Source organism: Parasphingorhabdus sp. (genome assembly GCF_041748495.1).
Lineage (GTDB): Bacteria > Pseudomonadota > Alphaproteobacteria > Sphingomonadales > Sphingomonadaceae > Parasphingorhabdus.
In genome coordinates, this window is the sequence record NZ_JBGTDD010000087.1 from 1 (window position 1) to 26,330 (window position 26,330).

The following is a 26,330-nucleotide window of genomic DNA, read 5'->3' on the forward strand; positions in this document are numbered from 1 at the left end:
TCGAGGAACTCCGCGCCGAACGCACCGAAGCGGCGCGCAAGGCCGAAGCCGCGCTGAATGGCGAAGAGGAAGACGAAGGCGCGAAACCGGAGTTGACAGCGGATACGTTGTTCAAGAAAGCCGGGGAATAACTCGGTTTTCCTCCGCCGGTGGGAGGGATAAGACCTTCCCTAACGTCACCATTGCCTTAATCGCTCAGTTAAGGCACGGCCGCGATATGGCCAGCAAAGCTCCTCCCGCATATGACATGTCGCTCGTCGATCACGGATTCGAGGCGAAGGAGTTGAAGGGCCTGACTTATCCGCTCGGCGACCATGCGCCTGAATATGGGGAAATCTACCAGCTTGCGCCCGATCTCGGCTGGACGCGGATGCCAGTGCCGGGGAATTTGAACCATATCAATCTGTGGCTGCTCGATGACGAGGCCCCCGAAGGCAACGGCTATGCGATTGCCGACACCGGATTGTTTCTACCCGGCGTGGTCGATTACTGGAAGGCGCTGTTTGCGGGCGCGCTGTCCGAAGGCCAGCTAACGCGGATTTTCGTTACCCACTTCCATCCTGACCATGTCGGCTGCGCTGGCTGGCTGGCGAACAAGTTCAAGGTGCCGGTGTGGATGAACCGCACCGAATGGCTGCTCGCGCGGATGCTGACCAGCGAGACGCTCGACCATCCGCCCGAGGATATCCTGCGCCGCCGCAAGCTCTATGGCTATGACGAAGAGCGTATCGAAAAGATGCGGAGTGGGGGTTGGGGCAATTTCGCTCGCGCGGTGTCGCGGCTGCCGTCGGGGCATCACCGGCTCGACGACGGCTCGACCGTCCGCGTCGGCAATCGTGATTGGCAGATTCTCACGGGCGGCGGGCATACGCCCGAGCACGCCTGCATGGTCGATCACCAAAATGGTGTGATTATCGCGGGCGATCAGATTTTGCCGCGGATAACATCGAACGTGTCGATCATGGACAGCGAGCCCGATGCCGACCCGCTGGCCGAATGGCTTGCCTCGATTGCCAAGTTCCGCGCAGCATTGCCGGAGGATATGCTGGTGCTGCCCGCGCACGGCTTTCCGTTCAAGGGCGTGCATGTGCGGCTCGACAAGCTCGCGTCGGGGCATCATGAGCAGCTCGACCGGCTTGAAGCGGCGCTCCGAGAGAAAGAAATGCGCGCGGTCGATACTTTCGCGCTGCTATTCGGTCGTCCCATCGACGACAGCATCTACGGCCTCGCTACTGGCGAAGCGATGGCGCATCTGCGTTATCTGGAACGGGCAGGGCGCGCGACCGTGGAGGTGAGAGACGGCGTGGGCTGGTATAGTTCGAAATAATGTCGCATAACAACGCGATGACGGCGAACTGGACAGAGAATTATCTTCACCCGGTGGACTGGGAGCAGCATTTCGCTCCGCTTGCTCTGCACGACATGTTTTTTGCCTCGGCAGAGCGAATGGGCCAGGCATCGCTCGCCGACTTCATGGGGCGCAAATATAGCTATGCCGAAGTCGCTTCCGGCGTGGTTCGCGTGGCCAAGGGCCTGCAGGATCTGGGCATCGGCAAAGGTGACCGCGTCGGCCTGTTCCTGCCCAATGTCCCGCATTATGTCAGCGCTTATTATGGCGCGATGGCGATCGGCGCGACGGTGGTCAATTTCTCGCCGCTCTATACCGTCGACGAACTGAACCATCAGGTCGAGGACAGCGGCACCAAAATCCTGTTCACCCTCTCTGCCACCGCCTTGTTCCCGGCCGCCTATCAGGTGCTCGAACAATCGAGTCTCGAACGGCTGGTGGTCGGCAGTGTCGCCGGCGCGCTGCCGGCGGGCAAGGCGCTTTTCTATTCCCTGTTCCGCCGCAAGGAAAACAGCCCGCAGCCCGAGGATGACCGGATTACGCCCTTTTCCAAACTGATCGACAATGACGGCAATTACAAGGCGCCCAACATCCGGCCGGAAAAGGATATCGCGCTGCTGCAATATACCGGCGGCACCACCGGCACGCCCAAGGGAGCGATGTGCAGCCACCAGAATCTGACCGCCAACGCCCGCCAGATCAACAGCATCGATCCCTATATCGACGAGGTCGACCGGCTGATGGGCGTATTGCCCTTTTTCCATGTCTTCGCCAACAGCGCCGTGCTCAACCGCACCGTAGAGCGGGGCGGCGAGATTGTCATGCTGCCGCGCTTCGACGCGAAGCAGACGCTCAAGGCGATTACCCGCACGAAGATCACCGCCATGCCCGGCGTGCCGACTATGTATCAGGCCCTGCTCGACCATCCCGATATCGACAAGACCAACTTCTCCTCGCTCAAGGTCTGCGTCTCGGGCGGCGCGCCCCTGCCGATGGAACTGAAGAAGAAATTCGAGGCGAAGACCGGGGCCAAGCTGGTCGAAGGCTATGGCCTGACCGAAAGCTGCGGCGTGGTCAGCGCCAATCCCTATGAGGGGCTCAACAAGGCCGGAACGATCGGCCAGCCGGTCCCGGGAACCGTGGTGAAGCTGGTCGACAAGGCCGATCCGACCAAGCCGGTACCCGAAGGAGAGCCGGGCGAACTGGTTTTCTCTGGGCCGCAGGTGATGCAGGGCTACTGGAACCTGCCCGATGAAGATGAAAATGTATTCGTCGGCGGTTTCCTGCGCACCGGCGACGTCGCGACCATCGACGAGGACGGCTATATCAAGATTGTCGACCGTCTCAAGGACATGATCGCGGTTGGTGGTTTCAAGGTCTTCCCGAGCCAGGTCGAAGAAGTGCTCTACAAACATGAAGCGGTCAAGGAAGCCCTGGTGATCGGCGTCCCCGACGCCTATCGCGGCGAGAGTCCCAAGGCCTATGTGTCGGTGCAGCCCGATAGCGCTATCTCCGGTGACGAACTGAAGGATTGGCTGAACCCCCAACTGGGCAAGCACGAGCGAGTGGTCGATGTGGTGATCCGTGACAGCCTGCCCAAGACCATGATTGGAAAGCTGGACCGCAAGACGCTGCGGGAAGAGGAACTGGGCTAGACCTGACAGTCGGTCTCTAGCCGGCGTTGGTGCCGGATATTTGCGGAGCTTCCGAAACCGCGACCGGTGCGTCGCCCTCGCAATTTTTGACGGCATAAAGCCGCTTGTCCGCGGCTTCCAGCAGGCTGTTTGCCGTTCTGCCATCTTCCGGCCAGCTGGCCGTGCCGATACTCGCCTGAACGCGAATGACATGCTGCTGAACCATGCAGGGCGGGACCAGGGCGGCGAGCATATGGTCGGCGCAGGCCTTGCCGGAAATGGCCGAATCCGGAGACAGAAGAATCGCAAATTCATCTCCGCCGATGCGGGCGACGATGCCATTATTGCCGCAGGCCCGCTGCAGCCGTTGCGCCACTTCCACCAGCAATTGATCGCCGACCGCATGACCGAACTGGTCATTGATCGGCTTGAACGCGTCAAGATCGATCAGGGCCACGGTAAAGGCGCGCTGGTGATCCTGTCCGGCGATCTGCCGTTCGAGATTCTCGGACAATACCCGCCGGTTGAACAGGCCGGTCAGCGGATCGGTATGGGCAAGCGCGCGCATTTCATGCTGCAGGACCAGCAGGCGGATGAACTGGTCATTCTGCTGCGTAATCAGCCGGTACAGGAACGTCGTCACCATGATCAGGCTTGCCGCCGCCGACCAGCCAACCGGATCACCCGATAGCAGCAGGATGATCGTGATCGGTGCGATCCCGATGATGATATTGAGGATCGCCGCCAGCCGGATCGTGGCCAGCGTATAGATGGTGGTCAGCGAACCCATGGCGAGCGTGAAGGGATAGAAAAGCCGCATGTCGGCCGGTGCATGGACCCAGCTGAGCACACACCAGATACTGACCAGAACACAGATGGTGGCCGAGAAAAAGGTCGCCTCGGCGATGAACCTGCGCGCCAGATCGGGGCTGCCCGAGGCGTTGCGGTCCTTGATCAGTGAGATATAGCCGATCAGGCAGCAGCTCGCCATGGCGAGCGGCATGCCATAGCGGATCCAGGGTTCGGCCCCGGCGCTGGAGGCATAAAGCACGAAGGGAATGGTCAGGAACATCGCCAGAAACAGCGCGCGGGACTGGTTCTGCAGGCGCGTGGCGCTCAATATCGCGAACTCGTCCCGGACCGTTGCCGGAACCGGTGGAATGAGTCTTTGCAGGAATGGTCGGATGGCGGACTGCATGCAGCCTAGTTAGCGCCAAATCGTAAACGTCCCGTTAAGCCTTCTGTCTGGTGCTGGCGGCGGGTTTGCCGGTAATCTGGAAGGGCCATTGCGCCTCCGCTTTACGCCAAATTAACCAGAAACCGGTTAGGGCATCCGCGCTGAACGCACATCAGGAGCCAATATGTCCTTTGAAAACGCCCGCTCGATTGTCCCGCAACATCAGGGAGAGACGGTCAAGCGCGGGGCCATCCAGCCCAGCCTCCCGCAGAATGACAGTCTTGAGCAACGCGCCCAGCGCCGCGAGCAGATCAACGCGACATCGACGATCTATCAGTGGACCTGCGACATTCCGACCCTGGCCGGCGTGCCTTTGGCGACCCGGGTGCCGAGCGATGACCAGCCGTCGATCGAATGGTGGTTCAAGGTGCTCGAAGTCGGCCTCGGCATCGTCGAAAATATCGCCGCGGTCCGGCTGCATCCGATGTTCGCTGGGCTCAGCCAGGCGGCGCAGCAGATTATCAGCGATGCGCTGGCAGATGCCGAGAAAGTCAAGACCGAGGTCGAAGCGCTGCGCGAAAAACATCGCGTCGACCATGCCGGACCGGCTCTCGAAAGCAGCATCGAGCAGGCCCTTGAGGGCACGGACATCGACAGATTGCAGGCGCATGACAGTTTTCTCCGCGATCTGATCACGGTGATTCTCGACGTCCTGAAGGCGGAAGAATCGGCCGATACCCGCTCTATCGAGGCCTATCGCAATCTCTACCAGACGCTCCCGGTTCCCGCTATCGCCTATACATTCCAGGATGATGACCAGTTTGCCAGGCTGCGCGTCGCCGGACCCAATCCGATGTTGCTCCGCGGGATTGAACGGATTCCGGAGAAATTTCCGGTCACAGCAGCGCAATTTGCTGCGGTCATGGGCGGTGATGATCTCGCTCAGGCGCTGACGGATGGCCGAGTATATCTGTGTGATTACAAGGATCTGGAGATACTTGTTGCCGGAGTCTGGAAAGGCCATGCAAAATATGTCTATTGCCCGATGGCGCTGTTCGCTGTCCCGCCGGGCGGTGCATCGCTGAAGCCGGTCGCGATCCAGTGCGGACAGGATCCCGGCCTGTATCCGGTGATGACGCCGTCGGCTGCCTCATCCGAAAAATGGGGCTGGGAAATGGCCAAATTTGTCGTCCAGGTCGCCGACTGCAATTATCACGAACTGTTCGTCCATCTTGCCGGCACGCATCTGGTAAGCGAGGCGATCGCCGTCGCCACCCGCCGCAATCTCGCCAATATCCACCCGCTCTGGTCGCTGCTGGTGCCGCATTTCGAAGGCACATTGTTCATCAATAATCTGGCGGTCGAAACGTTGATCAACAAGGGCGGTCCGATCGACGATTTTTTTGGCGGCACGATCGAGTCCAGTCAGCGGGCCGCCGTAGAGGCCCGGCTGGCCTTCGACTTTTACAACAGGATGACCCCGGTGGACTTTGCCGAGCGCAATGTTGCCGACCCCGCCAAATTGCCCGACTATCCCTATCGCGACGATGCCTTGCTGGTCTGGCGCGCGATCCATGACTGGGTGGAACAATATATCCACATCTATTATGCCGATGATGCTGCGGTGACCGGCGACAGCGAGCTGGCGCAATGGGCGGCCTCGATAGCTTCGGAAGGCCATATTGTCGGTTTCAGGCCGATCACTTCCCGGGCCCAGCTGGTCGATGTGTGCACGATGATCATCTCCACCGCCAGCGCCCAGCATGCGGCGGTCAATTTCCCGCAGCGCACGATCATGACCTTCGCGCCGGCCGTCACCGGAGCGGGCTGGACCGCTGCGCCGACCGAGCAAAAAGGCCATGATAAGGGCGAATGGCTGGACTATATGCCGCCGCTGTCGCTGGGACTGCTGCAGCTTTCGTCGCTGGAACTGCTGGGCTCGGTCTATTACCGCCCGCTCGGCGATTATCGCACCAATCGCTTTCCCTATGAAAGCTGGTTTCAGGATCCGGCAATCACTGGCGATGAGGGCCCGCTGGCGCGCTTCCAGGCCGGGTTGCGGGCGGTGGAATCGCGAATCATCGCGCGCAACCAGCGTCGTATGCATCCTTATGTTTATCTGCAGCCGAGCCAGATTCCGACCAGCACCAATATCTAGCGGAAACCCGCGCCAAATATGCTTTCAGGCGTCGGTCAGCGCGGCCTGCGCGCCGCCAATATCCGTTTGTTGCGTTTCTCAACCGCTCGAAACGCCTTGAATACGCTCAGGCTTGGATCGGTCGTGCCGCGCTGGCCCAGATTTTCCAGCTGCTCGTAAAACCAGAAGATGGTGGCAAAACCGGCCATAGCCTTAACCATCTGAAATCGCGTGAGAAATCCCAACCAGTCGGGCAGCAGCCGCAGCTTGTCCTCATAGCGCGGCAATGCTTCCAATCCTTCCAGCAAATGCTGCGGCGCATCGGTCATCACGCACATCGGCCGTCCCAGTCCGATCAGGTCGGCGGCGCCGCTGTCGAGCGCGTTTTCCATTGCCGACCGGGTCCGGAAACCGCCGGTCACCATCAGCGGCACCGTGACCGCCTCCTGCATCGCCTTGGCGAAATCGACGAAATAGGCCTCCCGTGCCTTGGTCGAGGGCGCCACATTCTGTGGCTCCTGTTCCTCGATTCCGTCTGACCCCATCAATGCCGGCTGTTCGTAGGTGCCGCCCGATATTTCCACCAGGTCGACACTCGCCTGCTCCAGCCACTGCACCACCTGCAGACTGTCCTCGAAATTGAAGCCGCCTTTCTGGAAATCGGCGCTATTCAGCTTGACCGAAATAGGGAAATCCGGGCCGACCGCGGCGCGGGTCTTGGCAACCACCGCGAGCAGGAAGCGCGCCCGATTGTCTAGACTGCCGCCATATTTGTCGCTGCGCTGGTTGGCCCGCGGACTGAGGAAACTGCTTAGCAGATAGCCGTGGGCGGCATGAATCTGCACGCCGGTAAAGCCAGCCTCCTGACAGGTTTTTGCCGCCAGCGCGAACCGGTCGACCAGAGTCTCGATTTCTTCCGTCGTGAGCGCCACCGGTTCGCCAAACTGACCGCCGGGCAGGCCGAGCTTGACCGCCGATGGGGCCTTGGGATGCGGATTGACATTGCTTTGCGTCTGGCGGCCGGCGTGGCTGATCTGCGCCCAGAAATGATTGCCATTGCGCGTCGCGACCTGTGCCCAGCTTTTCAGCGCCGCCATCATCGCCTCGTCCGGTGGACAATCGATCACCACATTGCCCGGGCGCTCCAGATGATCGCGATCAACCTGGATATTGCCGCTCAGCAACATCCCCGCACCGCCGTCGGACCATAGTCCGTACAATCGCTCCAGTTCCGCAGTCGGCACCCCGTCAGGTGTCGCCATGCCCTCGGTCATGGCGGCCTTGCCGAGCCGGTTGGGCAGGACGGCTCCGCATGGAAGCGTCAGTGGATCGGAAAGGGAAATGGTCATGCGGGATGCCTTTGAAATTTGGATTGCGATTAAAAACTGATTCTGTCGCATGCAGCAATTTTTGGCAAGCGTAACCGCAATTTAGCGACATATAATGCCGAAAAAACGCCTATTTGGCTTTTACGACAAATAGGTTATAGTGACTTATCGATCGCACGGACGGCAAACGCCCGGCGAAGATGGAGATGATATTCTGAGGGGAATAGATATGGTCGCAGCAGCGTCTCAAAAATCGGTCAGCAAACATCGCGCGCATCAGGATTTGCGGAAAACCGGCATTCGCTGGGACAAGAAGATGAGCAACAATTGCGCGGCGGCCTTGCTGGTCTACACCATCATGCAGATTGTTTTCGTACTCGGCCTGATCGAAACCAAGGGCATGTCAATCGCACCCTATTTCGGACTGGTCCTGCTGGTTGCGGTGATCATTCCCTTCTGCCGCAATTTCGAGAAGCGTTGGGTCAACATGAGCAGCAGCGGTCTGTCGGAGCAGAGCCTCGCCGCGAAATTCCGCGCCGATCAGCTGGTGCTTTGGTTGCTGGCTATCGGTTTGCCGATGGTGTTCGTGGCTTTGATCAAAATTATCGGCCCGCTGCTCTAAGATATCTGAAGCTGCAGAACGGCAATTCTGTCTTCACCATTTAACAGCGCGTCGTTGACCTTGCAGGGCAGCGCACCTATGTCCGCCGCATGCTAAAACCATCCGAAGCGCAGGACCGCGCCGACGCCCTTGTTTCCCAAGCCAAAAAGGCCGGTGCCGATGCCGCCGACGCCATCTATGTTTGCGATGCCGCGACTCAGGTGCAGATGCGTCTCGGCAATCTGGAAGATGTCGAGCGTTCCGAAGGCGAGGAAATCGGCCTCAGGGTCTTTGTCGGCAAGCGTTCGGCTACTGTATCGTCTTCCGATATGGACCCGCAAATCCTCTCATCTCTCGTCGGCCGCGCTCTGGATATGGCCAGAGAAGCGCCCGAAGATCAATTTGCCGGCCTTGCGCCGGAAGAATTGCTCCTGAAGGCTGAACCGCACAGCATCGAAGGTGATGACGGCCAGGACCCGGAACCCGAAATGCTGCGCGAACTGGCGTTGCAGGCGGAGGATGCAGCGCGGGCGGTCAAGGGTGTCACCAACAGCGAGGGCGGCGGGGCCAGTGCCGGGCGCAGCATTGTGGCTCTGGCTACCAGTCATGGTTTCTCCGGTGCCTATTCCACCAGCGGCTACAGCCTGTCGGCGAGCGTCATTGCCGGTGCAGGCGACGGCATGGAACGCGATTATGCCTATGACAGCGTGCGCTTTCTGGAAGACATGCAATCACCCGAATCCATTGGCAGGGAAGCGGGGGAGCGCGCCGTTTCACGGCTCAACCCCGTCCATTTCAAATCGGGCGCGATGCCCGTCGTATATGATCCGCGGGTGGGCAACAGCCTGCTGGGCCATTTCATCGGCGCCATTTCCGGCGCTGCCATCGCGCGCAAGACCAGCTTCTTGCTGGATGCGCTTGACACCGAGGTGTTTGACAGTGCCCTGACAATTATCGACTGCCCACACCGCAAGCGCGGCCTGCGGTCCAAGGCGTTCGACGGCGAAGGTCTGCCCACGGCGAAAACCAAATTGATCGACAATGGCCGGCTGACCCAGTGGATCATGGAAAGTGCCTCGGCCCGCCAACTGGGTCTGCAGCCGACCGGTCACGCTTCGCGTGGTGTCGGCGGCGCACCGGGTGTCAGCGTCACCAATTTGCATATGGGCAACGGCACGGTCAGCAAGGCGGAGATGATCAAGGATATCAAACATGGTGTCTATATCACCGACTTGATCGGCATGGGCGTCAATCCGGTTACCGGCGATTATAGCCGGGGAGCCAGCGGGTTCCTGATCACTGATGGCGAAATCGGTCCACCGGTTTCGGAAATCACCATCGCCGGCAATCTGAAGACCATGTTCAGGAGCCTGATTGCGGCCGACGATCTGGAATATCACTACAGCATCAATGTCCCGACCCTGCGCACCGACAGCATGACCGTGGCCGGTGGCTGATCAATAGGGTTAGTGGCGAGACCATCTGACCCGGCCTATCGGATGGGAAGCGCCCGTCGATAAGTCCGGGGCGAACGGAGAAAATCTTGGCGGAAATAGATTTTAATCAGGTTGTCGCGATCGCGCGGGCAGGGGGTGCGCTGGCCATGCGCCACTGGGTTGCGGGCAAGAAAGAAACCAATATCTGGGAAAAATCGCCTGGCCAGATCGTCAGCGATGCCGATCTGGCGGTGGACCGTTTCTTGCGCACCGAGCTGGAGAAGCTGGTGCCTTCCGCCGGCTGGCTCTCCGAGGAAACGCATATTGATCACAGCGGTGCCGGAGATGAGCTGACCTGGGTCGTCGATCCGATTGACGGCACCAAGGATTATGTCGCCGGCAAGGCTGGCTGGTGTGTGTCGATCGCTCTTGTCCGGAACGATGCGCCGATATTCGGGGTGCTCGATGCGCCGGCGATGAAGGAAACCTGGGTGGCCAAGGCCGGCAGCCATACCGAAGTCAACGGTCGGGCCATCGTAGCCAGTCGGCGCGCCCAATATGAAGGCTGCCGCATTCCGGCCGAAGAACTGCCGCCGGAACTCAGGCTCACCGCGGTACCAAAGCCGAACAGCATCGCGCTCAGAATGGCGATGGTAGCGGACGACCGGGCGGATGTCGTCGCCTCCACTCGCTGGGGCCATGAATGGGATATTGCAGCAGCGCATGTGATCGCCGCCGAAGCAGGAGCCAGCGTCACCAACGCGCTGGGGGAAAACCTGGTCTATAATGGTACCCACGGCAAGGCGCTCGGCGTCCTGTGCTGTTCGGCCAATCTATATGATGCGGCCGTCGAACGGATCGGCAAATATGTCACCGAAAACGGGGCCAGTCACTAACCGGTCACGAAGCCGTCAAGCCGGGTGCTCTCTGGTCCACAATCCCTGACGGTCCCGCCGGGCCGACCTGGTCAGCGCTTGTCCGAACGCTTTCACGATCCAGCCCAGTTTCTTGCTCTTGGACGTATATATCCGCTGCTCCAGTGATCCGCCGCCGCTCTGTTTGATCGCCCGGGCGATATCACCATAGATCCCGGCCGCCGCCAGCACCGCCCAGCGCGACCGGAACGGCAGGCTTGCGGCGCCTGCGCGCGCGGAAGCCTCATAGTCGCCCGCCAGATCGCACAACCGGTTGACCAGCAGGACCAGTTTATCGCGATCCGCCGGATCCATGATATGCCCGGGATCGATGCCGGATTCGGTGAGCCAGTTTTGCGGCAGATAGCATCGCCCGGCATGCGCATCCTCGGCTACATCCCGCGCGATATTGGCGAGCTGGAACGCCAGTCCCAGATCACAGGCGCGGTCCAGCACCTCCTGATCACGGGCGGAAACCCCCATCACGATCGCCATCATGCAACCCACAGCGCCAGCGACATGATAGCAATATTGCAGCAGATCATGTTCGCTTTCCGGCCGCCATCCGCGCGCGTCCAGGGCAAAGCCGTCGATCATGTCATCCGCCAGCTTTTTGGGGATATGGCACTCCTGCGCGACCACACCAAAGGCATCAAAGGGCGGATTGCCGGTTTGCTCGCCGCCATGCGCGCGCGCTGTCATCATTCGCATAGCCGCGATGGTTTTTTCGGGATTGGGAGTAGCGGACATGCCGTGCCCATGATCCTGGCCATCGGCGAGATCATCGCAGGCGCGGCACCAGTAATAGAGCAGCCACGCCCGCTCGCGCGTCTGCCGCGCAAAAAGCTTGGAAGCCCGGGCGAAGGATTTGGAGCCCCGCTCGATACTGGCTCTGGCGTGGAGGACAAGATTCGCGCGGTTCATGAGACCGCCGAATAGAAATCCGTTCGTCCTGAACCTGGCCAAGGACAGTTTTGGCGCACCAGACGGGATTCAAAAGGCTCAGAATGAATGAAACACCGGTTCACCCCATATCCTCCAGCATCAGTTCTGCGGTTGCCTTGGCGCTGCCTACGACACCGGGAATTCCGGCCCCTGGATGCGTACCGGCACCGACAAAATAGAGATTGCCGATAATATCATCCCGGTTGTGGACCCGGAACCAGGCGCTTTGCGTGAGCAGCGGCTCGAGACTGAAGGCGCTGCCGAGATGGGCATTGAGGTCGGTGCCGAAATCCTGCGGCGTATAATGGAAGCTGGTGACAATGCGGTTGTGGATGTCCGGGATCAGGCGGTGGCCGATTTCATCGAGAATTCGCTTTTCGTAGATCGGTCCCATTTCCTTCCAGTCGATCGGCAGCTTGCCCTGATGGGGTACCGGCGCGAGCACGTAGAAGGTGCTGTGTCCTTCCGGCGCCATTTCCGGATCGGTGACCGTGGGATGGTGCAGATAGAGCGAGAAATCGCGGGGCAGCACGCCATTGTCATATATGTCCGCGAGCAGCCCTTTATAGCGCGGTCCGAACAGGATCATATGGTGCGGAATGCCCGGCCAGCTACCTTTCAGGCCGAAATGGACGACGAACAGCGATGGAGAATATTTTTTCTTCAGCAGCTTTCCGCTTACCGTATCGCTGCGATGCTTGTGGCCCAGCAGGTCGCGGTAGCTGTGCACGACATCGGCGTTCGAGGCGACGGCATCGAATTTCTCGCTCCAGCCGGACTTGCAGGTTATGCCCGAGGCGCGGTCGCCAATCGTGTCAATGCTGGTGACCGGGTCATCCAGCCGGATCACCCCGCCAATCCGTTCGAAATGCTTGACCATTGCCGCGACCAGCATATTGGTCCCGCCCCTGGCGAACCAGACCCCGCCGAGCCGTTCCAGCTTGTGGATCAGGCCGTAAATGGCGCTGGTTTTCATCGGATTGCCGCCCACCAGCAAGGACTGAAAGGACAGGAATTCCCGCAGTTTCTCGTTTTTCACAAAGCTGGAAACCTTGGCATAGACCGATCGATAGGCTTCATATTTCATCAACGCCGGCGCTGCCTTGATCATGGATTTGAAATCCAGAAATGCCTTGGTTCCGAGCTTGACATAGCCCTCCTCATACAGCCCGCCGCTATATTCGAGGAATTTCTTGTAACCCTCGACATCATCGGGCTCGATTGCCGCGATATTGGCGTAGAGTTCCTCGGGATCGTTGACATAATCGAAATTGGTGCCATCCGGCCAGTTGAGCCGGTAAAAGGGCGACACCGGCATCAGTTCGATGTCCTTGGCCATATCATGGCCGGTGAGGTCCCAGAGTTGGGACAGGCAATCCGGATCGGTGATGACGGTCGGGCCGCCATCGAAGATGAAACCTTCTTTTTCCCAATAATAGGCTCGCCCGCCTGGCTTGTCGCGCCCTTCCAATATGGTCGTCTGTATTCCGGCTGACTGCAGCCGGATGGCGAGCGCCAGCCCGCCGAAGCCGGAACCGATGACAGCGGCTTTCTTGAACAATTCATTCTGGGATTTGGCAATGTCACTCATCGGTCAGATATCTCATCTATATTTCAACAACAGTGGGATGGCACGGGAAATGGAAATCGGCGGCCTGCCAGTGAGGAGATTGGCCTGATCCATTCTTGTGGATTTGCCTGCATAGAAGCGGGCGAGCAGACCTTCGTCCTTGCTATAGGTATGTTGCAGGGTCTTGTATCTTTTGTCCGGATCCGCCCCGAGAAACAGGAAGGCGCAGAGCATACGATAGAATTTTCCGTTCTTCCAATGCTTTTGCGCCAGATCACGCAGCATTGTGTCGAGCATGTTCTGGTTGATCTCGGGCATTTCGGCAATCAGGATTGCCGTCTTCACCGCCATCGGCAGCGAGTAGCTGGTGATCGGCTGGATCAGCGCCGCCCGGGCTCCGGCCCGCGCATCAACGCCCTTGTTGGCCTGCCAGAAGGCCTCGAAATCGCCGCCGTAGATCACCGGAAGCTGGCCTTTTTCTTCGCTCAGCACCGCTTCCACCACCCATCCCTGATCGGCGGCATATTCCGCAATCCGGCCATGCGAGATTGCGCTGTCGAGTTCAGCACCATCGGCATAATAAGTGTCTTCGACAAAAATTTCGGTGTCGCTGAACGGCAGGCAGTAGATGAACCGGTAGCCGTCAATCTGTTCGACCGTGGCGTCCATGATGACGGGACGCTCCAGTCCGTGCGGCTGTTTCAGTTTCAGCATCTGCCCGCAAAATTTCTGCCAGCCGACATCCAGTGCCGAAATATCCCCGCCGCCGCGCACATCCAGCACCGCATGGGCCGCAATTTCCGTATGGTCTGCCAGTTTTACCAGCCCGCTGTCGACGGTTTTCGCCCGCTGCCCTGTCTTCAGCGCCCGGGATGGCAGCCGCTGGCGCAACTCCCGGTCGAGATTTGCGGATTCAATCGAGCAATAGCCGTTATTCAGGCTGCGGCTATATTTCGGAAAATGCACGTCATAGCTGGCCCACTGGCGAGAAATCAGCGGGTCGACAAGCCAGCGGTGCTCCGGCTCGATATCGCTTTCGAAAAAGGACCAGATATGGTTGCCGCCAAAATGATCCTCTGCCTCGATCAGGGCGACATCCAGATCGGGCCGCAATTTCGCCAGCGCCAGCGCGACCAGACCACCGGCAAGGCCGCCGCCGGCGATAGCCAGGTCATACTGGTTTGAAGAACTGGACGGCTTCGGCATCGCCATGCCTTAGCCGATGGTTGGGGCAGGGGAAAGCCTGTCTGAAAGTATGTAGAAGCTTATTGCATTACCGCTTGCTCCGTGGCGATCGCCGCCATATTCCCCTGCCATGGAATATGCCCCCGCTATCCTGCTGTCCGCGCTCGCCATGACCCTGATCGTCGGCGGACGCTATCTGCTGAGCAGCGGCTTTTTTGCCTGGCTGACCAACCGGGTGCGACCAGGCCAATATGACCGGCTGCGACCGCAGATGAAGCGTGAAATCCGCTGGTCGCTGCTGTCCGCCGCGATCTATGGGATCCCCGCCGGAATCGTTGCCTGGGGTTGGCAGAATGCCGGCTGGACGAAAATTTATACCGATCCCGGCCTTTATCCCTTTTGGTATCTGCCGCTATCCCTGTTCCTCTATCTTTTTCTCCACGACACATGGTTTTACTGGACGCACCGATTGCTGCACCGGCCGCGCTGGTTCAAGGCAGCGCATGCGGTTCATCACGATAGCCGCCCGCCCACTGCATGGGCGGCAATGAGCTTTCACCCGCTTGAGGCAATCAGCGGCGCCGTGGTCATCCCGGCTCTGGTCATCGCAATCCCGATTCATGTCGGCGTTTTGGGGCTGGTCTTGCTGGTGATGACGGTTATGGGCGTGTCCAATCATATGGGCTGGGAGATGTTTCCGCGCTGGCTTGTTCAGGGCAGGTTAGGTATGTGGCTCATAACCGCGACCCATCATGAGAAGCATCACGAGTTATACAGGGGTAATTATGGCTTATATTTTCGCTTCTGGGACCGGATCTGCGGCACGGATATCGGGCTTGCCGATGCTGGCGGCAGCTTCGGTTCTGCTGTTGGGCGCAAGCGCATCGGCCAGTGAAGCCCCGGTTGCGGCGGCTCCGGCCATCACGGCGTCGATTGATCTCGCCATCACCGGCTTGCGTTCCGAAAAAGGCAATGTGCTGGTATGCCTCAGCGCCAGTCCGAAACATTTTCCGGACTGCAGCGACGACGTAAACGCCCGGAAGCTGAAAATCTCTGCCGCACGCGCTGGCTCCATAGAGATTGCCGACGTCAAGCCAGGCACCTATGCGGTAGCATTGGTCCATGATGAAAATGGCAATGGCAAAATGGATATGCGGCTGTTTCTGCCGCGCGAAGGTTTTGGCTTTTCCCGCAATCCCAAAATCGGCATGGGTGCTCCCAAATTCAAATCGGCGCAATTTACCGTCGGTTCTTCTGATACGCATCATGCGGTGCGGATGAATTACATCCTCTGATCCGGAGCAGGGGAAGCCGGTCTCGCGATGGACCAGCAATATTCTGCTGCGTTGCCGAAAATGATTGCACCGGCCTCACTGCGACGGAGGCGCCTTGCTCCTGGTTGCCCTTGGCAGCTTGTCTCACCACGCCGAAAATGGAACTTTTGGGTCATCGACGCGTTTCATATCTGCGCAACCATTTGGGAATCAATCTTGAAAAACGCTAAACTATTTCGCCGTGCCGCCTATTTGACCCTCGGCCTCTCTCTGTCTTCTCCGCTTCTGGCTCAGGACAATCTGTCACCAGGGCCAGTGGAACGGTCCGTGTTCGACGGTGATTATCTGACCGTAGGGATCGGCCTGGCAGTGGGGCCCAGCTATGAAGGTTCCGACAACTATACATTTTCTCCGCTGCCGGTTGTCCTGGGCAGTATCGGGGGTATCGATTTTCAGCCGCGCGGCCCGGGCATTGCGCTCGATTTCATTCCTGATCAGGAGGGAGCGAAGGTTGATTTCCTGCTCGGCCCGGTTGTCCGCGCCCGCTTCGATCGGCAAAATTCGATCAAGGACCCGGTTGTCCGCTCGCTGGGCGAGCTCGATTTTGCCGTCGAAGTCGGTCCTACCGCCGGCGTCCAGTTCAACCGGCTGCTCAATCCCTATGACTCGCTGACCGCTCAGGTTGATGTGCGCTGGGATATTGCCGGAGCGCACGATGGCATGGTCGTTTTCCCGAGCCTGACCTATTTCACCCCGCTCAGCCGCGGCATTGTCACCAGCCTGGCGATCAGCGGCGAATATGTCGACGATGATTATGCCGACTATTATTTCAGCGTTTCGCCCGCGGGTACCGCCGCCAGCGGCCTGCCGACCTTCACCGCGACCAGCGGCTGGAAAAATATCGGTGCGACGATATTGACCGCTGTCGATCTTGATGGCGATGCCACCAACGGCGGTTTCGGCCTGATTTTTCTCGGCAGCTATTCCCGGATGCTCGGCGATTCAAAGCGATCCCCGGTCACTTCAATCCGCGGCAGCGCCGATCAATGGTTTGGTGCGGTTGGAATCGGTTATACGTTCTGACGTTTGAAATGCCGGCCGGGACGCGCCCGGCCAACTGAATCAATGGGGCTTGCAGGTCGGTCATGCTTTCTGGCGTTTCCGGCTCTAATATGTTCAAGACGGATTGTGGCATCGGAACAGAGGGAGATTATGAATGGGCAATGCAGGCAATATCACCGGATGGATTACCTTTTTCATCGGTCTCTACGCCGTGGCCGCGGGCATCGGTGAATTGCGGAGACCCGGTTTCTGGATGAAAATGGTTCAGGAATGCCGCGAAAGCAGCGCGCTGCAGTTTCTGATCGGCATGGTCACCCTGACGCTTGGTGCGACCATCTATCTCGTCAATCCCTGGGACCAGGGCGACCTGCTGTCGATATTGATCACCGTGCTCGGGGCATGGATATTCATCGAGGGCGCGCTGATCCTCGCGGTCGGCGACTGGTTTCTGAAACTTGCCAGCAGGCTGATGGGGGCAGCAAGCCGTCTGTGGGCCGCTCTGTCGATTGCGATCGGACTGGCTGCAATTTTTGCCGCGATGGTGCGGCTGCAGGTCGGCTGACAGCGTTTCTGTTAAACCGGCTCCAGCGCCTTGAAATATTGGCGCAGGGCGGCTGCGATATCCTGCCTTGATCCATTTGCCGTCGGGATCGCGCCCACCGCCGTGAACGACGTGTGGATCTGGCCCGGATAGTTGATATGCCGGGCCCCGGTCCCCGCCGCATCCAGGGCTTCCGCATAAGCCTTGCCCTGATCGCGCAGCGGATCGAATTCGCCGGTGATCACCAGCGCCGGCGGCAGTCCGGACAGATCGGGCGCGAGCAGGGGCGAGGCTTTCGGGTCGGCGCGCTTGGAAGGATCGGCATAATGATCCCAGAACCAGTCCATCAGCGCCTTGGTCAGCACAAAGCCCTCGGCATTGTCGGTCATCGACGGGCTATCATCGCCTGCATCGACAACCGGAGTAATCAGCACTTGCCCCTTGATCTCCGGTCCGCCTGCATCGCGGGCCAGCTGGCAGACCACGGCGGCGATATTGCCGCCGGCGCTCCAGCCGCAAACCGCTAGCGCGCCTCGCATTCCACCAAGCGTCTCGATATTGTCGGACACCCATTGCACTGCGGCGAATCCGTCATCGACGGCGGCGGGGAAGCGGGCTTCCGGCGCGTGGCGGTAATTGGCGGAAATGATGACGCTGTCGGCGTTCACGCACAGGTCGCGGCAGAAAGCGTCATCCGATGTGTGATCGCCGAGCACCCAGCCGCCGCCGTGAAAATAGACGGTGACCGGATGCGGCCCGGGACTGTCTGGCCGGTACAGCCGATAGTCGAGCGCGCCATCGGCTCCGGGGAAACTGCCGTCGACCACCGCTCCGACTTGCGGACCCGGCGGATTGCCGGCGTTCATCGCCACTGACATCGCGCGCGCCTCGTCCGGTGACAGGCTTTCAAACGGCGGCAGCTCCAGATCCGCCAGCATTTCGAGCAGCGCCACCACATCGGGCTGCTGCCGCCGGACCAGACCGTCGTTGCAGCGGGAACCATCCGGACCGTCGAAGCGGAAGCCCAGATAATCCTGCGCGGCGACATCGTTGCAGACCCGGCGATAGGCGGCGACGCCGCCGACATAGGGCAGGCAGACCCGCGGCTTGCCGGGCACGTTGGCGCCCATATACCAGGACTTGGCCTGCGGAAATAGCGTCATGTCGCTGGTCGCCGTGCCATATTCGACCCAGCCGCTTTCTGCCGTTTCCGTGGCGTCGATCACGTCGAGACCTGCTTTGCTCATATGCTCCAGACAATCGGCAATCCATTCGACATGCTGTTCGATCGACAGGATCATGTTCGACAATACCGACGGGCTACCGGGACCGGTGATCATGAAGAAATTGGGAAAGCCCGAGACCGTCAACCCGAGATAGTTGAGCGGCCCGTGCGCCCATTTGTCCTTGAGGCTCTGGCCCTCGCGACCCCGGATGTCGATGGCCAGCAGCGCGCCGGTCATCGCATCAAATCCGGTGGCAAAGACAATCGCGTCAAAGTCGAAATTCTGTTCCTTCGTCGCGATCCCGGTTGCGGTGATCGAGACAATCGGATTGCGCTTGATGTCGACAATATCGACATTCGGCTTGTTGAACGTCTGGTAATAATGGGTGTCGAGACAGGCCCGCTTGGTGCAGATCGGAAATTCGGTCGGGGTCAATATGTCGGCAACCTCGCTGTCCTCGATCACCGAGCGGATCTTGCCGCGGACAAATTCCGCCAGCGTGTCATTCGCCTTCTCGTCGAGCAGCAGGTCGGCAAATTCGGAACCGAGATGCGGGATCGCGCCCTTGTCCCACAGCTCCTGATAGCGCTGCTGCCGTTCTTCCTCCGACACGGTCAGCGCAAAGTCCATCGCCTGTTTGCCGGGCACGCCGACGCTGGTCCAGCGCGCCTCTTCCCGGTAGTCCTGATAGCGCTGCTTCACCGCCAGCTTCTCTGGCGCGATCGGGCCATTGCCGGCGGGGATCGAATAATTGGCGGTGCGCTGGAAGACGGTGGTGTGGTCGGCCTGTCCGGCGATCAGCGGGATCGACTGGATGCCCGACGATCCGGTGCCGATAATCCCGACCGTCTTGCCGGAAAAATCCACGCCTTCATGCGGCCAGCTGTGGGTGCGGTAAATTGCGCCGGTGAAATTCTCGATTCCCTCGATATCGATATCCTTGGGCTGCGACAGGCAACCGGTGGCCATGATGAAGAAGCGGCCGCTGACCGTTTCGCCCTGGCTGGTGGTAACGTTCCAGCAGGACCCGGCCTCGTCCCACACAGCCTGTTCGACCCGCGTGGCAAAGCTTATGTCGCGGCGCAGGTCAAAGCGGTCGGCGACATGCTGGGCGTAGCGCAGGATTTCCGGCTGGGTCGCATATTTCTCGCTCCACTGCCATTCCTGCTCCAGTTCGGGATCAAAGCTGAACGAATAGTCGATGCTCTCGATATCGCAGCGCGCGCCGGGATAGCGATTCCAGTACCAGGTGCCGCCGACATCATCGCCCGCCTCGAACGCGCGGGCGGAAAGCCCCATCTCGCGAAATTTGTGCAGCAGATAGAGGCCGGCAAAGCCCGCGCCCACCACAATGACATCCAGCTGCGGTCTGTTCGATTCGCTCATCATCCACTCCAGTTAGCGCCTCTGCGGGCTTTCACCGGAAGATAGCAGATAGCGGTCGGCGATACCAATGCCTTTAATCATCTGATTAAATTATCATGCCCATCCCTCATGGCCCGGAACCCGATCCAGAAAGGGCATGACATCCGCGAACCAAGCCTCTACCATTGGGCCATCCCCGGGGAGTCGTTTGACTGAGAGGCAGGTGTAACGCCCTGCGACCCGCTGAACCTGATCCCGCCCCTCATGCATGAGGGCTTACGGGCGGAGGGAGGGAGCGGATTTTCGAAAAATCCCGCCCTCGTTCCGAAATGACAAAGGAACGAACATATGGCCGACCTTCCCGCAAAAACCGAAATTGGCGTCACCACCGGACCGATCCGCGGCTCGAAAAAAGTCCATGTCGCGGCGCACAGCGGCTCCGGCATCCGCGTCGCCATGCGCGAAATCCATCTCGAGGGCGGCGAAGCGCCAGTGCGCGTCTATGACACCAGCGGGCCGTACACCGACCCCGAAGCGCTGATTGATATCAATACCGGACTCAACGAACTGCGCAGCCAGTGGATCCGCGCCCGCGGCGATGTCGAGGAAGTGACCCAGCGCGAAGTCAAGCCGGAAGACAATGGCCAGCTCGGCCCCGACCGCTCCGGCGGCGTCGCGCCATTCCCCAATGTCCGCCGCAAGGTGCTGCGCGCCAAGGCGGGCGCCAATGTCAGCCAGATGCATTATGCGCGCCAGGGCATCATCACCCCGGAAATGGAATATGTCGCCGAGCGCGAAAATCTCGGCCGCGAGCGGCTGAAGGCATATGTCCGCGACGGCGAGAGTTTCGGCGCCTCGATCCCCGACTATGTCACGCCGGAATTTGTCCGCGACGAAATCGCCAGAGGACGCGCGATCATCCCCAATAATATCAACCACCCGGAATCCGAACCGATGGCGATCGGCCGCAATTTTCTGGTCAAGATCAACGCCAATATCGGCAACAGCGCCGTCGCCTCCGATGTCGCCAACGAAGTCGACAAGATGGTCTGGTCGATCCGCTGGGGCGCCGACACGGTCATGGATCTGTCCACCGGCCGCAATATCCACGACACCCGCGAATGGATCATCCGCAACAGCCCGGTCCCGATCGGCACCGTGCCGATCTATCAGGCGCTGGAGAAAGTCGGCGGCGCCGCCGAGGAGCTGACCTGGGAAATCTTCCGCGATACCCTGATCGAACAGGCCGAGCAGGGCGTCGACTATTTCACCATCCACGCCGGCGTCCGTCTGCCTTATGTGCCGATGGCGGCCAAACGCGTCACCGGCATCGTCTCGCGCGGTGGCTCGATCATGGCGAAATGGTGCCTTGCCCATCACAAGGAAAGCTTCCTCTACGAGCATTTCGACGACATCACCGAGATCATGAAGGCCTATGACATCGCCTACAGCCTCGGCGACGGCCTGCGCCCCGGCTCGATTGCCGATGCCAATGACGAAGCGCAGTTCAGCGAGCTCTACACGCTCGGCGAACTCACCCACCGCGCGTGGAAGTCGGACGTCCAGGTGATGATCGAAGGCCCCGGCCATGTGCCGATGCACAAGATCAAGGAGAATATGGAAAAGCAGCTGGAAGTCTGCGGCGAGGCGCCGTTCTACACGCTCGGCCCCCTCACCACCGACATCGCCCCCGGCTATGACCATATCACCAGCGGCATCGGCGCCGCCCAGATCGGCTGGTATGGCACCGCGATGCTCTGCTATGTCACGCCCAAGGAGCATCTCGGCCTGCCCGACCGCGACGATGTGAAAGTCGGCGTCGTCACCTACAAGCTCGCCGCCCACGCCGCCGACCTCGCCAAGGGCCACCCCGCCGCGCAGGTCCGCGATGATGCGCTGTCCAAGGCCCGCTTCGAATTCCGCTGGCGCGACCAGTTCAACCTCTCGCTCGACCCCGACACGGCCGAGGAATATCACGACCAGACGCTGCCGGCCGAGGGCGCGAAGACTGCCCATTTCTGTTCGATGTGCGGCCCGAAATTCTGCTCGATGAAGATCAGCCAGGAAGTCCGCGACTTCGCGTCGAAACAGAACCAGAGCGCCGAAGGCTTCATCGCCTCGGAAAAACTGGGCGCCGACACCGCAGCGGCCAGCAAGGCGGCAGCGGAAGCAGGCATGCGCGAGATGAGCGAGAAATATAAGGACATGGGCGACCGGCTGTATTTGCCGGCGGACGAGGTTGAGGAGACGGTGGAACCGGCGGAGTGAGCACGCTCACCTCTCTCGCGATCTTATTGTCTGTAAGCACGTCCACGCAACACGCGGCACCGGAAATATCCGAACCCGTAAAAGAAGGACTATCGGAATCCGCACGAAACGGAAATCTGCGTGTGCTCCAGCTTTGGTCCACTGATAGTGCGCGGTTTTTGAGAGAATGGGCGCAGCCGACGCCACCGAATCTGACGATTGACTCAAAAGTCCGGCGCAACAAACCGATCGAACAGTTTATCATCATCGGTGGCTGTCAGGCAAATGTAGCGGGCAATTGCGACCTCAGCGGAGTAACAACCATGACGGACCCCGCGGGGGAAGTTTATGGAGAAACACTGACATTTAAAGCATGGGACAATTTGCCAAAACCGTCGGGGAATGTCCTGTCCTTGTCGCCGATGGGAACGGGATTGAGGGTAGAGGACGGAGAAAAACTCGGTACCTACCGGATCCGACTGTCGATCACGGACAACGTAGCGAAAATTACGGCAACAACAGAAGTCGAGATTCTGGTGGTTGAAGCACAGGAATAATGCCGTTTCCGTGTGACCGTCTTGCAGAACTGGTTTCAGCACCCATCGTGCGTCAAACACAGGCTGCGCGAAAGGATAAGTGGATCCTGAAACAAGTTCAGGATGACGAGATGACTCGCGGTGGCTGACCATTTGACAGTATCGGACCAGTGTCAGCCACCACTTGACACCTAACTTGAAAGCCACTACCTTACACCCATGATCCGCTCGTTTCGCAGCAAGGCGCTTAAACGCATGGTGTTGCGCGGTGACGTGTCGAAGTTGAGTGTACCCAATGTGCAACGGGTGGAACGTATGCTGGAGCGTTTAAACTCTGCAGTTCTGCCCGACGACTTGAATTTGCCCGGTTATCGGTTTCACAGTCTGAAAGGGCAGGATAAGGGACGCTACGCGGTCGATGCGTCCGGCAACTGGCGGATTACATTTGGTTGGGATGGCAAAGATGCCGTCGATGTTGATCTGGAGGATTATCACTAATGGCTGAATCTATGCTCAAGAATATGCGCCCCATTCACCCCGGTGAATTGTTGCGCGAGGATATTCTGCCCGCCGTTGCGCGGCCCAAGGCGGAGATTGCACGCCTGCTCGGTATTTCCCGCCAGACGCTGTATGATATCATCAACGAGCGCCAGCCGGTTACCGCACAGATGGCACTTCGCCTCGCCAAGATGTTCGGCGGTGGGCCGGAAGTGTGGATCAACATGCAGCGCACCTACGATCTGAAAATCGCCAGACTCGAACTGGGCGACGCGCTCGACAAGATACCGGAGTTGAGGGCGGCTTGATGCGTAGTGTTTGGTGCACTTTTAATGTACTTCTATTTCCCTAATTCCGAAAGTATCCTAGGCTCAGGACCTATTAAATTGCTTGCATGATTGAGAGAAGGTTGATTCAGTAGCGGCACCGAAGGAGGTGCCGTTGTTGAGTGATCTGATCATGCTGAGCAAAGCGCAAGTATTTCAGTGACAGTGCACTTTTATCTCTCTGTCAATTCAATCGAAGACATAACTCAAACCCACCCCCAACCCCCCGGCACCAACTTTCCGACCAGCGCCCTTAGCTCTCCCGCCGTCGTATGCCCCGTGACCACCTCGTGATAGCCGATCCCAGCCTTGCGCAGCGCTTCCTTTTTCACCGCGTCGCGCGCGGCGGCGCAGTTCCCCGCATGGTGGCCCGATCCCTGATATTCCAGCGCGTGGACCACGCGGCAGCGCTCGTCCATCAGCGCGAAATCGACGCGCTTGGAATTGACGCACAAAAAGGCGTTCTTGTCGGGGCTGGCGAGAAACTCGCCGAGCGAGACCTGCGCCATCACCTGCCAGCCGGGATTGCGCGCGATCACCGCCTTGTCGAGCGCGAGATTACGGTGACAGTGCACTTAACCCGTCCCCATGTTAAAATAATCTACTTTCTTTAACACATTATGGTGATATGTTAGCATTATTGCTAATTCATAAGCGGATTGTACCCATATGCTCAACCCGACCTATCAAATCCCGGACCTGCCGCCGCCCGGTGAACTGGAAACCAAGCTCGTTCTTAAATATGCGGCCTTGGCCCATCGTTTCCTGGCGGAACTGAAGGGCCGCGCTGCCACCATCCCCAATCAGGGAATATTGATCGACACATTGTCCCTGCAGGAAGCCAAGGCAAGTTCGGAGATCGAGTCTATCGTTACCACCCAGGACGAGCTGTTCCAGGCGGCGCTGTTTCCCGAAAATCCATCGTCCGCTGCCGCCAAGGAAGTCGCGCTCTATCGCGATGCGCTTCACAGTGGTCTGAATGAACTGCACAGCAAGCAGGGCGTGATTTCGAACAATTCCATCATTGCCATGTTCCAGATACTCAAGCGCACGGACGGCGGTTTTCGCAATTCGCCGGGTACCGCGTTGAAAAATGACCAGACGGGAGAGATTGTCTATGTTCCGCCGCAGGGCGGTGACGACGTTGTAACCCATATGACCGCTCTGGAAAAATTCATCAATGCCGACGATATCGGGCATCTCGATCCGCTGGTCAGAATGGCCATCATTCACCATCAGTTCGAAAGCATCCACCCCTTTCCCGATGGCAATGGCCGCTTGGGGCGGATCATCAATGTGCTTTATCTTACCCAGCAGGGATTGCTCGACATCCCGATCCTCTATCTCAGCCGTTACATCACTCGGAACAAGGGCGACTATTACAGGCTTCTGCAATCCGTGCGCGAGACCGGAGACTGGGAACCCTGGTTCATCTACATGCTGGATGCGGTCGCCGAAACCTCGGTTCAAACCATCGAACTGATCGGCGGCATTCGTGATCTGATGGCACGCTACAAGCAGGAAATTCGATCTGACCACAGCAGGATATATTCCCAGGATCTGCTCAACAACCTGTTCCGGCATCCCTATACCCGCATTGATTATCTGGTGAACGACCTTGGCGTTTCCCGCCAGACAGCGGCAAAATATCTCGATCAATTGGCGGAAGGAGGGCTTTTGGTGAAACATCACTCGGGCCGGAATGTCTATTTCATAAACGCGCCTTTGATGGAATTGTTGAGGACAGGAGAGGCGTCAGATATTTCCAGGCAGCCGCAGATTGATTCTGTTTCATAGACGACCCCTCAAATCTCCGGGCACCAACTTCCCCACCAGCGTGCGCCCCCACCGGCGCCCCCTCTATCAGATATGCCAGTCCGCATAACCGCCCGCCACGGTCTATGCCGCTCGCGGGCGGAACCCCTGTCCGCCAGCAACCCAACCCCAAGCCGGAGCAGGACAGCATGACCGAAGCACAGCCCCAGACCCAGGAACAGCCGCGCAGCGAGCCCAAATATCGCGTCCCCTTTGTCGAGCGCACCGGAATGACATATCTCGAGGACAGCCGCGGCCATGCCAGGCTGCTGATGCCGCTGGCGGGCAATGAAAATCATGTTGGCGTGCTGTACATGGGCGCGTTCACCGTGCTGGCGGAAGCGGTCGCGGCGCTGCCCGGCATTTCGCTGCTCGATGTCGAGCGCCACTTCCCGATCCTCAAGGATATTTACGTCGATTTCCACAAGCCCGCGGCCAGCGACGTCACCGCCGAATTTAGCCTGTCCGAAGAGACGATCGACGGCCTGCTCGCCGATCTCGAGCGCAAGGGCAGCGCCACCTATATCGCCGAATTCCTGATGCACGATGCGGACGGCGCCCATGTCGCCAGCGGCCGGGTGACGGTGAAACTGCTCTCGCACGGCTGGAAGAAATAGCGCGGCCAGCGGCATTCGTGCTACAAGGGGGAACCATTTCTTTCGCAGAGGGTCTCTCCGATATGACACGCTATCTTGCCCTCGTGCCGCTCGCCTTGCTGGCCGCCTGTGACTCGCAGTCGCCGCGCGATGCCGATCCGGCGGCCGATGCTGCTTCCCCTGCCACCACGCCCGCTCCATCACAGCCAAGCGAAGCACCTACCCCCGGTCAGCCCGCCGCCGCCTGGGACCTGATCGCGAGCGGGGAGGGCGCGTCCCTGGTGTTTCCCGCGCCGGGTTCGGAGGGAACGGCCGCTACGATCCGGCTGTTCTGCCCCGCGCGTAGCAGCGAGATACTCGTCAATGTCCCCGCCTTCCGTCCGATCGGCAGCGAGGAGCGGCTGAGCTTTGGCAGCGGCAGCGCGGTCCATGCGCTGGTCGCCGACACAAAAGGCGACCGCCAGCGCGGCGGCGTCAGCGGCACCGGTACGGTGCCGGCGGGTCTCGCGGCGTTGATCGGCGGACCGGTCTCGGTCAATTATGGCGCCCAGAACAGCGGCCCGCACCCG

Annotated in this window: 24 protein-coding genes and 1 riboswitch; of the genes, 17 read left to right on the top strand and 7 right to left on the bottom strand. The window is 59.5% G+C overall.

The features are described 5' to 3' along the window. Nucleotides 1-217 precede the first annotated feature (217 nt). Complete coding sequence (locus ACEW8J_RS06895) at nt 218-1,327, top strand: MBL fold metallo-hydrolase (protein ID WP_373490905.1); 1,110 nt, start codon at nt 218-220, stop codon at nt 1,325-1,327. Next, entirely contained in the window at nt 1,327-3,003 is a 1,677-nt protein-coding gene (locus tag ACEW8J_RS06900; protein WP_373490906.1) for a long-chain fatty acid--CoA ligase, read from the top strand. Before ACEW8J_RS06895 ends, ACEW8J_RS06900 begins: the two co-directional genes overlap by 1 nt. Nucleotides 3,004-3,019: 16 nt before the next feature. Here ACEW8J_RS06900 and ACEW8J_RS06905 read toward each other — a convergent pair whose 3' ends face one another. Further along, the gene (locus ACEW8J_RS06905; RefSeq protein WP_373490907.1) at nt 3,020-4,180 is read right to left on the bottom strand and encodes a diguanylate cyclase domain-containing protein; all 1,161 of its coding nucleotides are present in this window, start codon (nt 4,178-4,180) and stop codon (nt 3,020-3,022) included. Between the two features lie 163 nt (nt 4,181-4,343). Here ACEW8J_RS06905 and ACEW8J_RS06910 point away from each other — a divergent pair, with 163 nt between their 5' ends. Then, nucleotides 4,344-6,317, top strand: coding sequence for a lipoxygenase family protein (locus ACEW8J_RS06910; RefSeq protein WP_373490908.1), 1,974 nt, complete (start codon nt 4,344-4,346; stop codon nt 6,315-6,317). A 35-nt stretch (nt 6,318-6,352) separates the two neighbouring features. On the opposite strand, the gene ACEW8J_RS06915 is transcribed toward ACEW8J_RS06910, so the two are convergent. Further along, nucleotides 6,353-7,645, bottom strand: a complete 1,293-nt coding sequence (locus ACEW8J_RS06915) for an NADH:flavin oxidoreductase/NADH oxidase family protein (protein WP_373490909.1) — start codon at nt 7,643-7,645, stop codon at nt 6,353-6,355. A gap of 208 nt (nt 7,646-7,853) precedes the next feature. Between ACEW8J_RS06915 and ACEW8J_RS06920 the strand changes: the two genes are divergently transcribed. From ACEW8J_RS06920 to ACEW8J_RS06930, 3 genes are all read left to right on the top strand, one after another. Next, nucleotides 7,854-8,246: a hypothetical protein gene (locus ACEW8J_RS06920; protein ID WP_373490910.1), complete on the top strand. Its 393-nt coding sequence runs from the start codon at nt 7,854-7,856 to the stop codon at nt 8,244-8,246. Between the two features lie 89 nt (nt 8,247-8,335). After that, nucleotides 8,336-9,682 (top strand): TldD/PmbA family protein, encoded by a 1,347-nt coding sequence (locus ACEW8J_RS06925; protein ID WP_373490911.1) that lies wholly within the window; start codon nt 8,336-8,338, stop codon nt 9,680-9,682. An 86-nt stretch (nt 9,683-9,768) separates the two neighbouring features. Continuing rightward, the gene (locus ACEW8J_RS06930) at nt 9,769-10,557 is read left to right on the top strand and encodes an inositol monophosphatase family protein (protein ID WP_373490912.1); all 789 of its coding nucleotides are present in this window, start codon (nt 9,769-9,771) and stop codon (nt 10,555-10,557) included. 15 nt (nt 10,558-10,572) lie between these two features. Here the strand turns inward: ACEW8J_RS06930 and ACEW8J_RS06935 are convergent, their stop codons facing one another. The 3 genes from ACEW8J_RS06935 to crtY form a co-directional block, all read right to left on the bottom strand. Further along, nucleotides 10,573-11,499 carry a phytoene/squalene synthase family protein gene (locus ACEW8J_RS06935; RefSeq protein ID WP_373490913.1) on the bottom strand — a complete coding sequence of 309 codons (927 nt, stop codon included), beginning with the start codon at nt 11,497-11,499 and terminating at the stop codon, nt 10,573-10,575. A gap of 100 nt (nt 11,500-11,599) precedes the next feature. Further along, complete coding sequence (locus ACEW8J_RS06940) at nt 11,600-13,111, bottom strand: phytoene desaturase (protein ID WP_373490914.1); 1,512 nt, start codon at nt 13,109-13,111, stop codon at nt 11,600-11,602. A 12-nt stretch (nt 13,112-13,123) separates the two neighbouring features. After that, nucleotides 13,124-14,296 (bottom strand): lycopene beta-cyclase CrtY, encoded by a 1,173-nt coding sequence (gene crtY / locus ACEW8J_RS06945; RefSeq protein ID WP_373490915.1) that lies wholly within the window; start codon nt 14,294-14,296, stop codon nt 13,124-13,126. Nucleotides 14,297-14,405: 109 nt separating this feature from the next. On the opposite strand from crtY, the gene ACEW8J_RS06950 reads away from it, so the two are divergent. The 4 genes from ACEW8J_RS06950 (at nt 14,406) to ACEW8J_RS06965 (ending at nt 17,173) form a co-directional block, all read left to right on the top strand. Then, on the top strand, nt 14,406-15,170 hold the full coding sequence (locus ACEW8J_RS06950; RefSeq protein WP_373490916.1) for a sterol desaturase family protein: 765 nt from the start codon (nt 14,406-14,408) through the stop codon (nt 15,168-15,170). Next, nucleotides 15,118-15,570, top strand: coding sequence for a DUF2141 domain-containing protein (locus ACEW8J_RS06955; protein WP_373490917.1), 453 nt, complete (start codon nt 15,118-15,120; stop codon nt 15,568-15,570). Before ACEW8J_RS06950 ends, ACEW8J_RS06955 begins: the two co-directional genes overlap by 53 nt. Before the next feature lie 195 nt (nt 15,571-15,765). Next, nucleotides 15,766-16,632 (top strand): MipA/OmpV family protein, encoded by an 867-nt coding sequence (locus ACEW8J_RS06960; RefSeq protein WP_373490918.1) that lies wholly within the window; start codon nt 15,766-15,768, stop codon nt 16,630-16,632. A gap of 133 nt (nt 16,633-16,765) precedes the next feature. Continuing rightward, nucleotides 16,766-17,173: a hypothetical protein gene (locus tag ACEW8J_RS06965; protein ID WP_373490919.1), complete on the top strand. Its 408-nt coding sequence runs from the start codon at nt 16,766-16,768 to the stop codon at nt 17,171-17,173. Nucleotides 17,174-17,184: 11 nt separating this feature from the next. Here the strand turns inward: ACEW8J_RS06965 and ACEW8J_RS06970 are convergent, their stop codons facing one another. Beyond that, nucleotides 17,185-19,764 carry an alpha/beta hydrolase fold domain-containing protein gene (locus ACEW8J_RS06970; protein ID WP_373490920.1) on the bottom strand — a complete coding sequence of 860 codons (2,580 nt, stop codon included), beginning with the start codon at nt 19,762-19,764 and terminating at the stop codon, nt 17,185-17,187. Nucleotides 19,765-19,930: 166 nt separating this feature from the next. Continuing rightward, nucleotides 19,931-20,051: riboswitch (TPP riboswitch) on the top strand. 40 nt (nt 20,052-20,091) lie between these two features. On the opposite strand from ACEW8J_RS06970, the gene thiC reads away from it, so the two are divergent. The 4 genes from thiC to ACEW8J_RS06990 all read left to right on the top strand — a co-directional run bounded on the left by thiC (nt 20,092) and on the right by ACEW8J_RS06990 (nt 23,332). Beyond that, the gene (gene thiC, locus ACEW8J_RS06975; RefSeq protein ID WP_373490921.1) at nt 20,092-22,011 is read left to right on the top strand and encodes a phosphomethylpyrimidine synthase ThiC; all 1,920 of its coding nucleotides are present in this window, start codon (nt 20,092-20,094) and stop codon (nt 22,009-22,011) included. Next, nucleotides 22,008-22,547: a hypothetical protein gene (locus ACEW8J_RS06980; RefSeq protein WP_373490922.1), complete on the top strand. Its 540-nt coding sequence runs from the start codon at nt 22,008-22,010 to the stop codon at nt 22,545-22,547. The genes thiC and ACEW8J_RS06980 overlap by 4 nt, the downstream gene beginning before the upstream one ends. A 198-nt stretch (nt 22,548-22,745) precedes the next feature. Continuing rightward, nucleotides 22,746-23,024, top strand: a complete 279-nt coding sequence (locus ACEW8J_RS06985; protein WP_373490923.1) for a type II toxin-antitoxin system RelE/ParE family toxin — start codon at nt 22,746-22,748, stop codon at nt 23,022-23,024. Then, the gene (locus tag ACEW8J_RS06990) at nt 23,024-23,332 is read left to right on the top strand and encodes a HigA family addiction module antitoxin (protein ID WP_373490924.1); all 309 of its coding nucleotides are present in this window, start codon (nt 23,024-23,026) and stop codon (nt 23,330-23,332) included. Before ACEW8J_RS06985 ends, ACEW8J_RS06990 begins: the two co-directional genes overlap by 1 nt. A gap of 224 nt (nt 23,333-23,556) precedes the next feature. On the opposite strand, the gene ACEW8J_RS06995 is transcribed toward ACEW8J_RS06990, so the two are convergent. After that, nucleotides 23,557-23,925: a DUF2726 domain-containing protein gene (locus ACEW8J_RS06995; protein WP_373490925.1), complete on the bottom strand. Its 369-nt coding sequence runs from the start codon at nt 23,923-23,925 to the stop codon at nt 23,557-23,559. A gap of 94 nt (nt 23,926-24,019) precedes the next feature. Between ACEW8J_RS06995 and ACEW8J_RS07000 the strand changes: the two genes are divergently transcribed. The 3 genes from ACEW8J_RS07000 to ACEW8J_RS07010 all read left to right on the top strand — a co-directional run. Next, nucleotides 24,020-25,147, top strand: a complete 1,128-nt coding sequence (locus ACEW8J_RS07000; RefSeq protein ID WP_373490926.1) for a Fic family protein — start codon at nt 24,020-24,022, stop codon at nt 25,145-25,147. A gap of 167 nt (nt 25,148-25,314) precedes the next feature. Next, on the top strand, nt 25,315-25,782 hold the full coding sequence (locus ACEW8J_RS07005; RefSeq protein ID WP_373490927.1) for a PaaI family thioesterase: 468 nt from the start codon (nt 25,315-25,317) through the stop codon (nt 25,780-25,782). 62 nt (nt 25,783-25,844) lie between these two features. Continuing rightward, nucleotides 25,845-26,330, top strand: a 486-nt coding sequence (locus ACEW8J_RS07010; protein WP_373490928.1) for a hypothetical protein, incomplete at its 3' end; no start/stop codon positions are given.

What these genes read in the sequence shown, in the direction of transcription:
- ACEW8J_RS06955 (WP_373490917.1), top strand. Translation starts at nt 15,118, where the DNA reads ATGCTGGCGGCAGCTTCGGTTCTGCTGTTGGGCGCAAGCGCATCGGCC.
- ACEW8J_RS06950 (WP_373490916.1), top strand. Translation starts at nt 14,406, where the DNA reads ATGGAATATGCCCCCGCTATCCTGCTGTCCGCGCTCGCCATGACCCTG.
- ACEW8J_RS06990 (WP_373490924.1), top strand. Translation starts at nt 23,024, where the DNA reads ATGGCTGAATCTATGCTCAAGAATATGCGCCCCATTCACCCCGGTGAA.
- ACEW8J_RS07000 (WP_373490926.1), top strand. Translation starts at nt 24,020, where the DNA reads ATGCTCAACCCGACCTATCAAATCCCGGACCTGCCGCCGCCCGGTGAA.
- thiC (WP_373490921.1), top strand. Translation starts at nt 20,092, where the DNA reads ATGGCCGACCTTCCCGCAAAAACCGAAATTGGCGTCACCACCGGACCG.
- ACEW8J_RS06970 (WP_373490920.1), bottom strand. Translation starts at nt 19,764, where the DNA reads ATGAGCGAATCGAACAGACCGCAGCTGGATGTCATTGTGGTGGGCGCG.
- crtY (WP_373490915.1), bottom strand. Translation starts at nt 14,296, where the DNA reads ATGCCGAAGCCGTCCAGTTCTTCAAACCAGTATGACCTGGCTATCGCC.
- ACEW8J_RS06985 (WP_373490923.1), top strand. Translation starts at nt 22,746, where the DNA reads ATGATCCGCTCGTTTCGCAGCAAGGCGCTTAAACGCATGGTGTTGCGC.
- ACEW8J_RS06920 (WP_373490910.1), top strand. Translation starts at nt 7,854, where the DNA reads ATGGTCGCAGCAGCGTCTCAAAAATCGGTCAGCAAACATCGCGCGCAT.
- ACEW8J_RS06925 (WP_373490911.1), top strand. Translation starts at nt 8,336, where the DNA reads ATGCTAAAACCATCCGAAGCGCAGGACCGCGCCGACGCCCTTGTTTCC.
- ACEW8J_RS06935 (WP_373490913.1), bottom strand. Translation starts at nt 11,499, where the DNA reads ATGAACCGCGCGAATCTTGTCCTCCACGCCAGAGCCAGTATCGAGCGG.
- ACEW8J_RS06900 (WP_373490906.1), top strand. Translation starts at nt 1,327, where the DNA reads ATGTCGCATAACAACGCGATGACGGCGAACTGGACAGAGAATTATCTT.
- ACEW8J_RS06910 (WP_373490908.1), top strand. Translation starts at nt 4,344, where the DNA reads ATGTCCTTTGAAAACGCCCGCTCGATTGTCCCGCAACATCAGGGAGAG.
- ACEW8J_RS06965 (WP_373490919.1), top strand. Translation starts at nt 16,766, where the DNA reads ATGGGCAATGCAGGCAATATCACCGGATGGATTACCTTTTTCATCGGT.
- ACEW8J_RS06940 (WP_373490914.1), bottom strand. Translation starts at nt 13,111, where the DNA reads ATGAGTGACATTGCCAAATCCCAGAATGAATTGTTCAAGAAAGCCGCT.
- ACEW8J_RS06895 (WP_373490905.1), top strand. Translation starts at nt 218, where the DNA reads ATGGCCAGCAAAGCTCCTCCCGCATATGACATGTCGCTCGTCGATCAC.
- ACEW8J_RS06915 (WP_373490909.1), bottom strand. Translation starts at nt 7,645, where the DNA reads ATGACCATTTCCCTTTCCGATCCACTGACGCTTCCATGCGGAGCCGTC.
- ACEW8J_RS06905 (WP_373490907.1), bottom strand. Translation starts at nt 4,180, where the DNA reads ATGCAGTCCGCCATCCGACCATTCCTGCAAAGACTCATTCCACCGGTT.
- ACEW8J_RS07005 (WP_373490927.1), top strand. Translation starts at nt 25,315, where the DNA reads ATGACCGAAGCACAGCCCCAGACCCAGGAACAGCCGCGCAGCGAGCCC.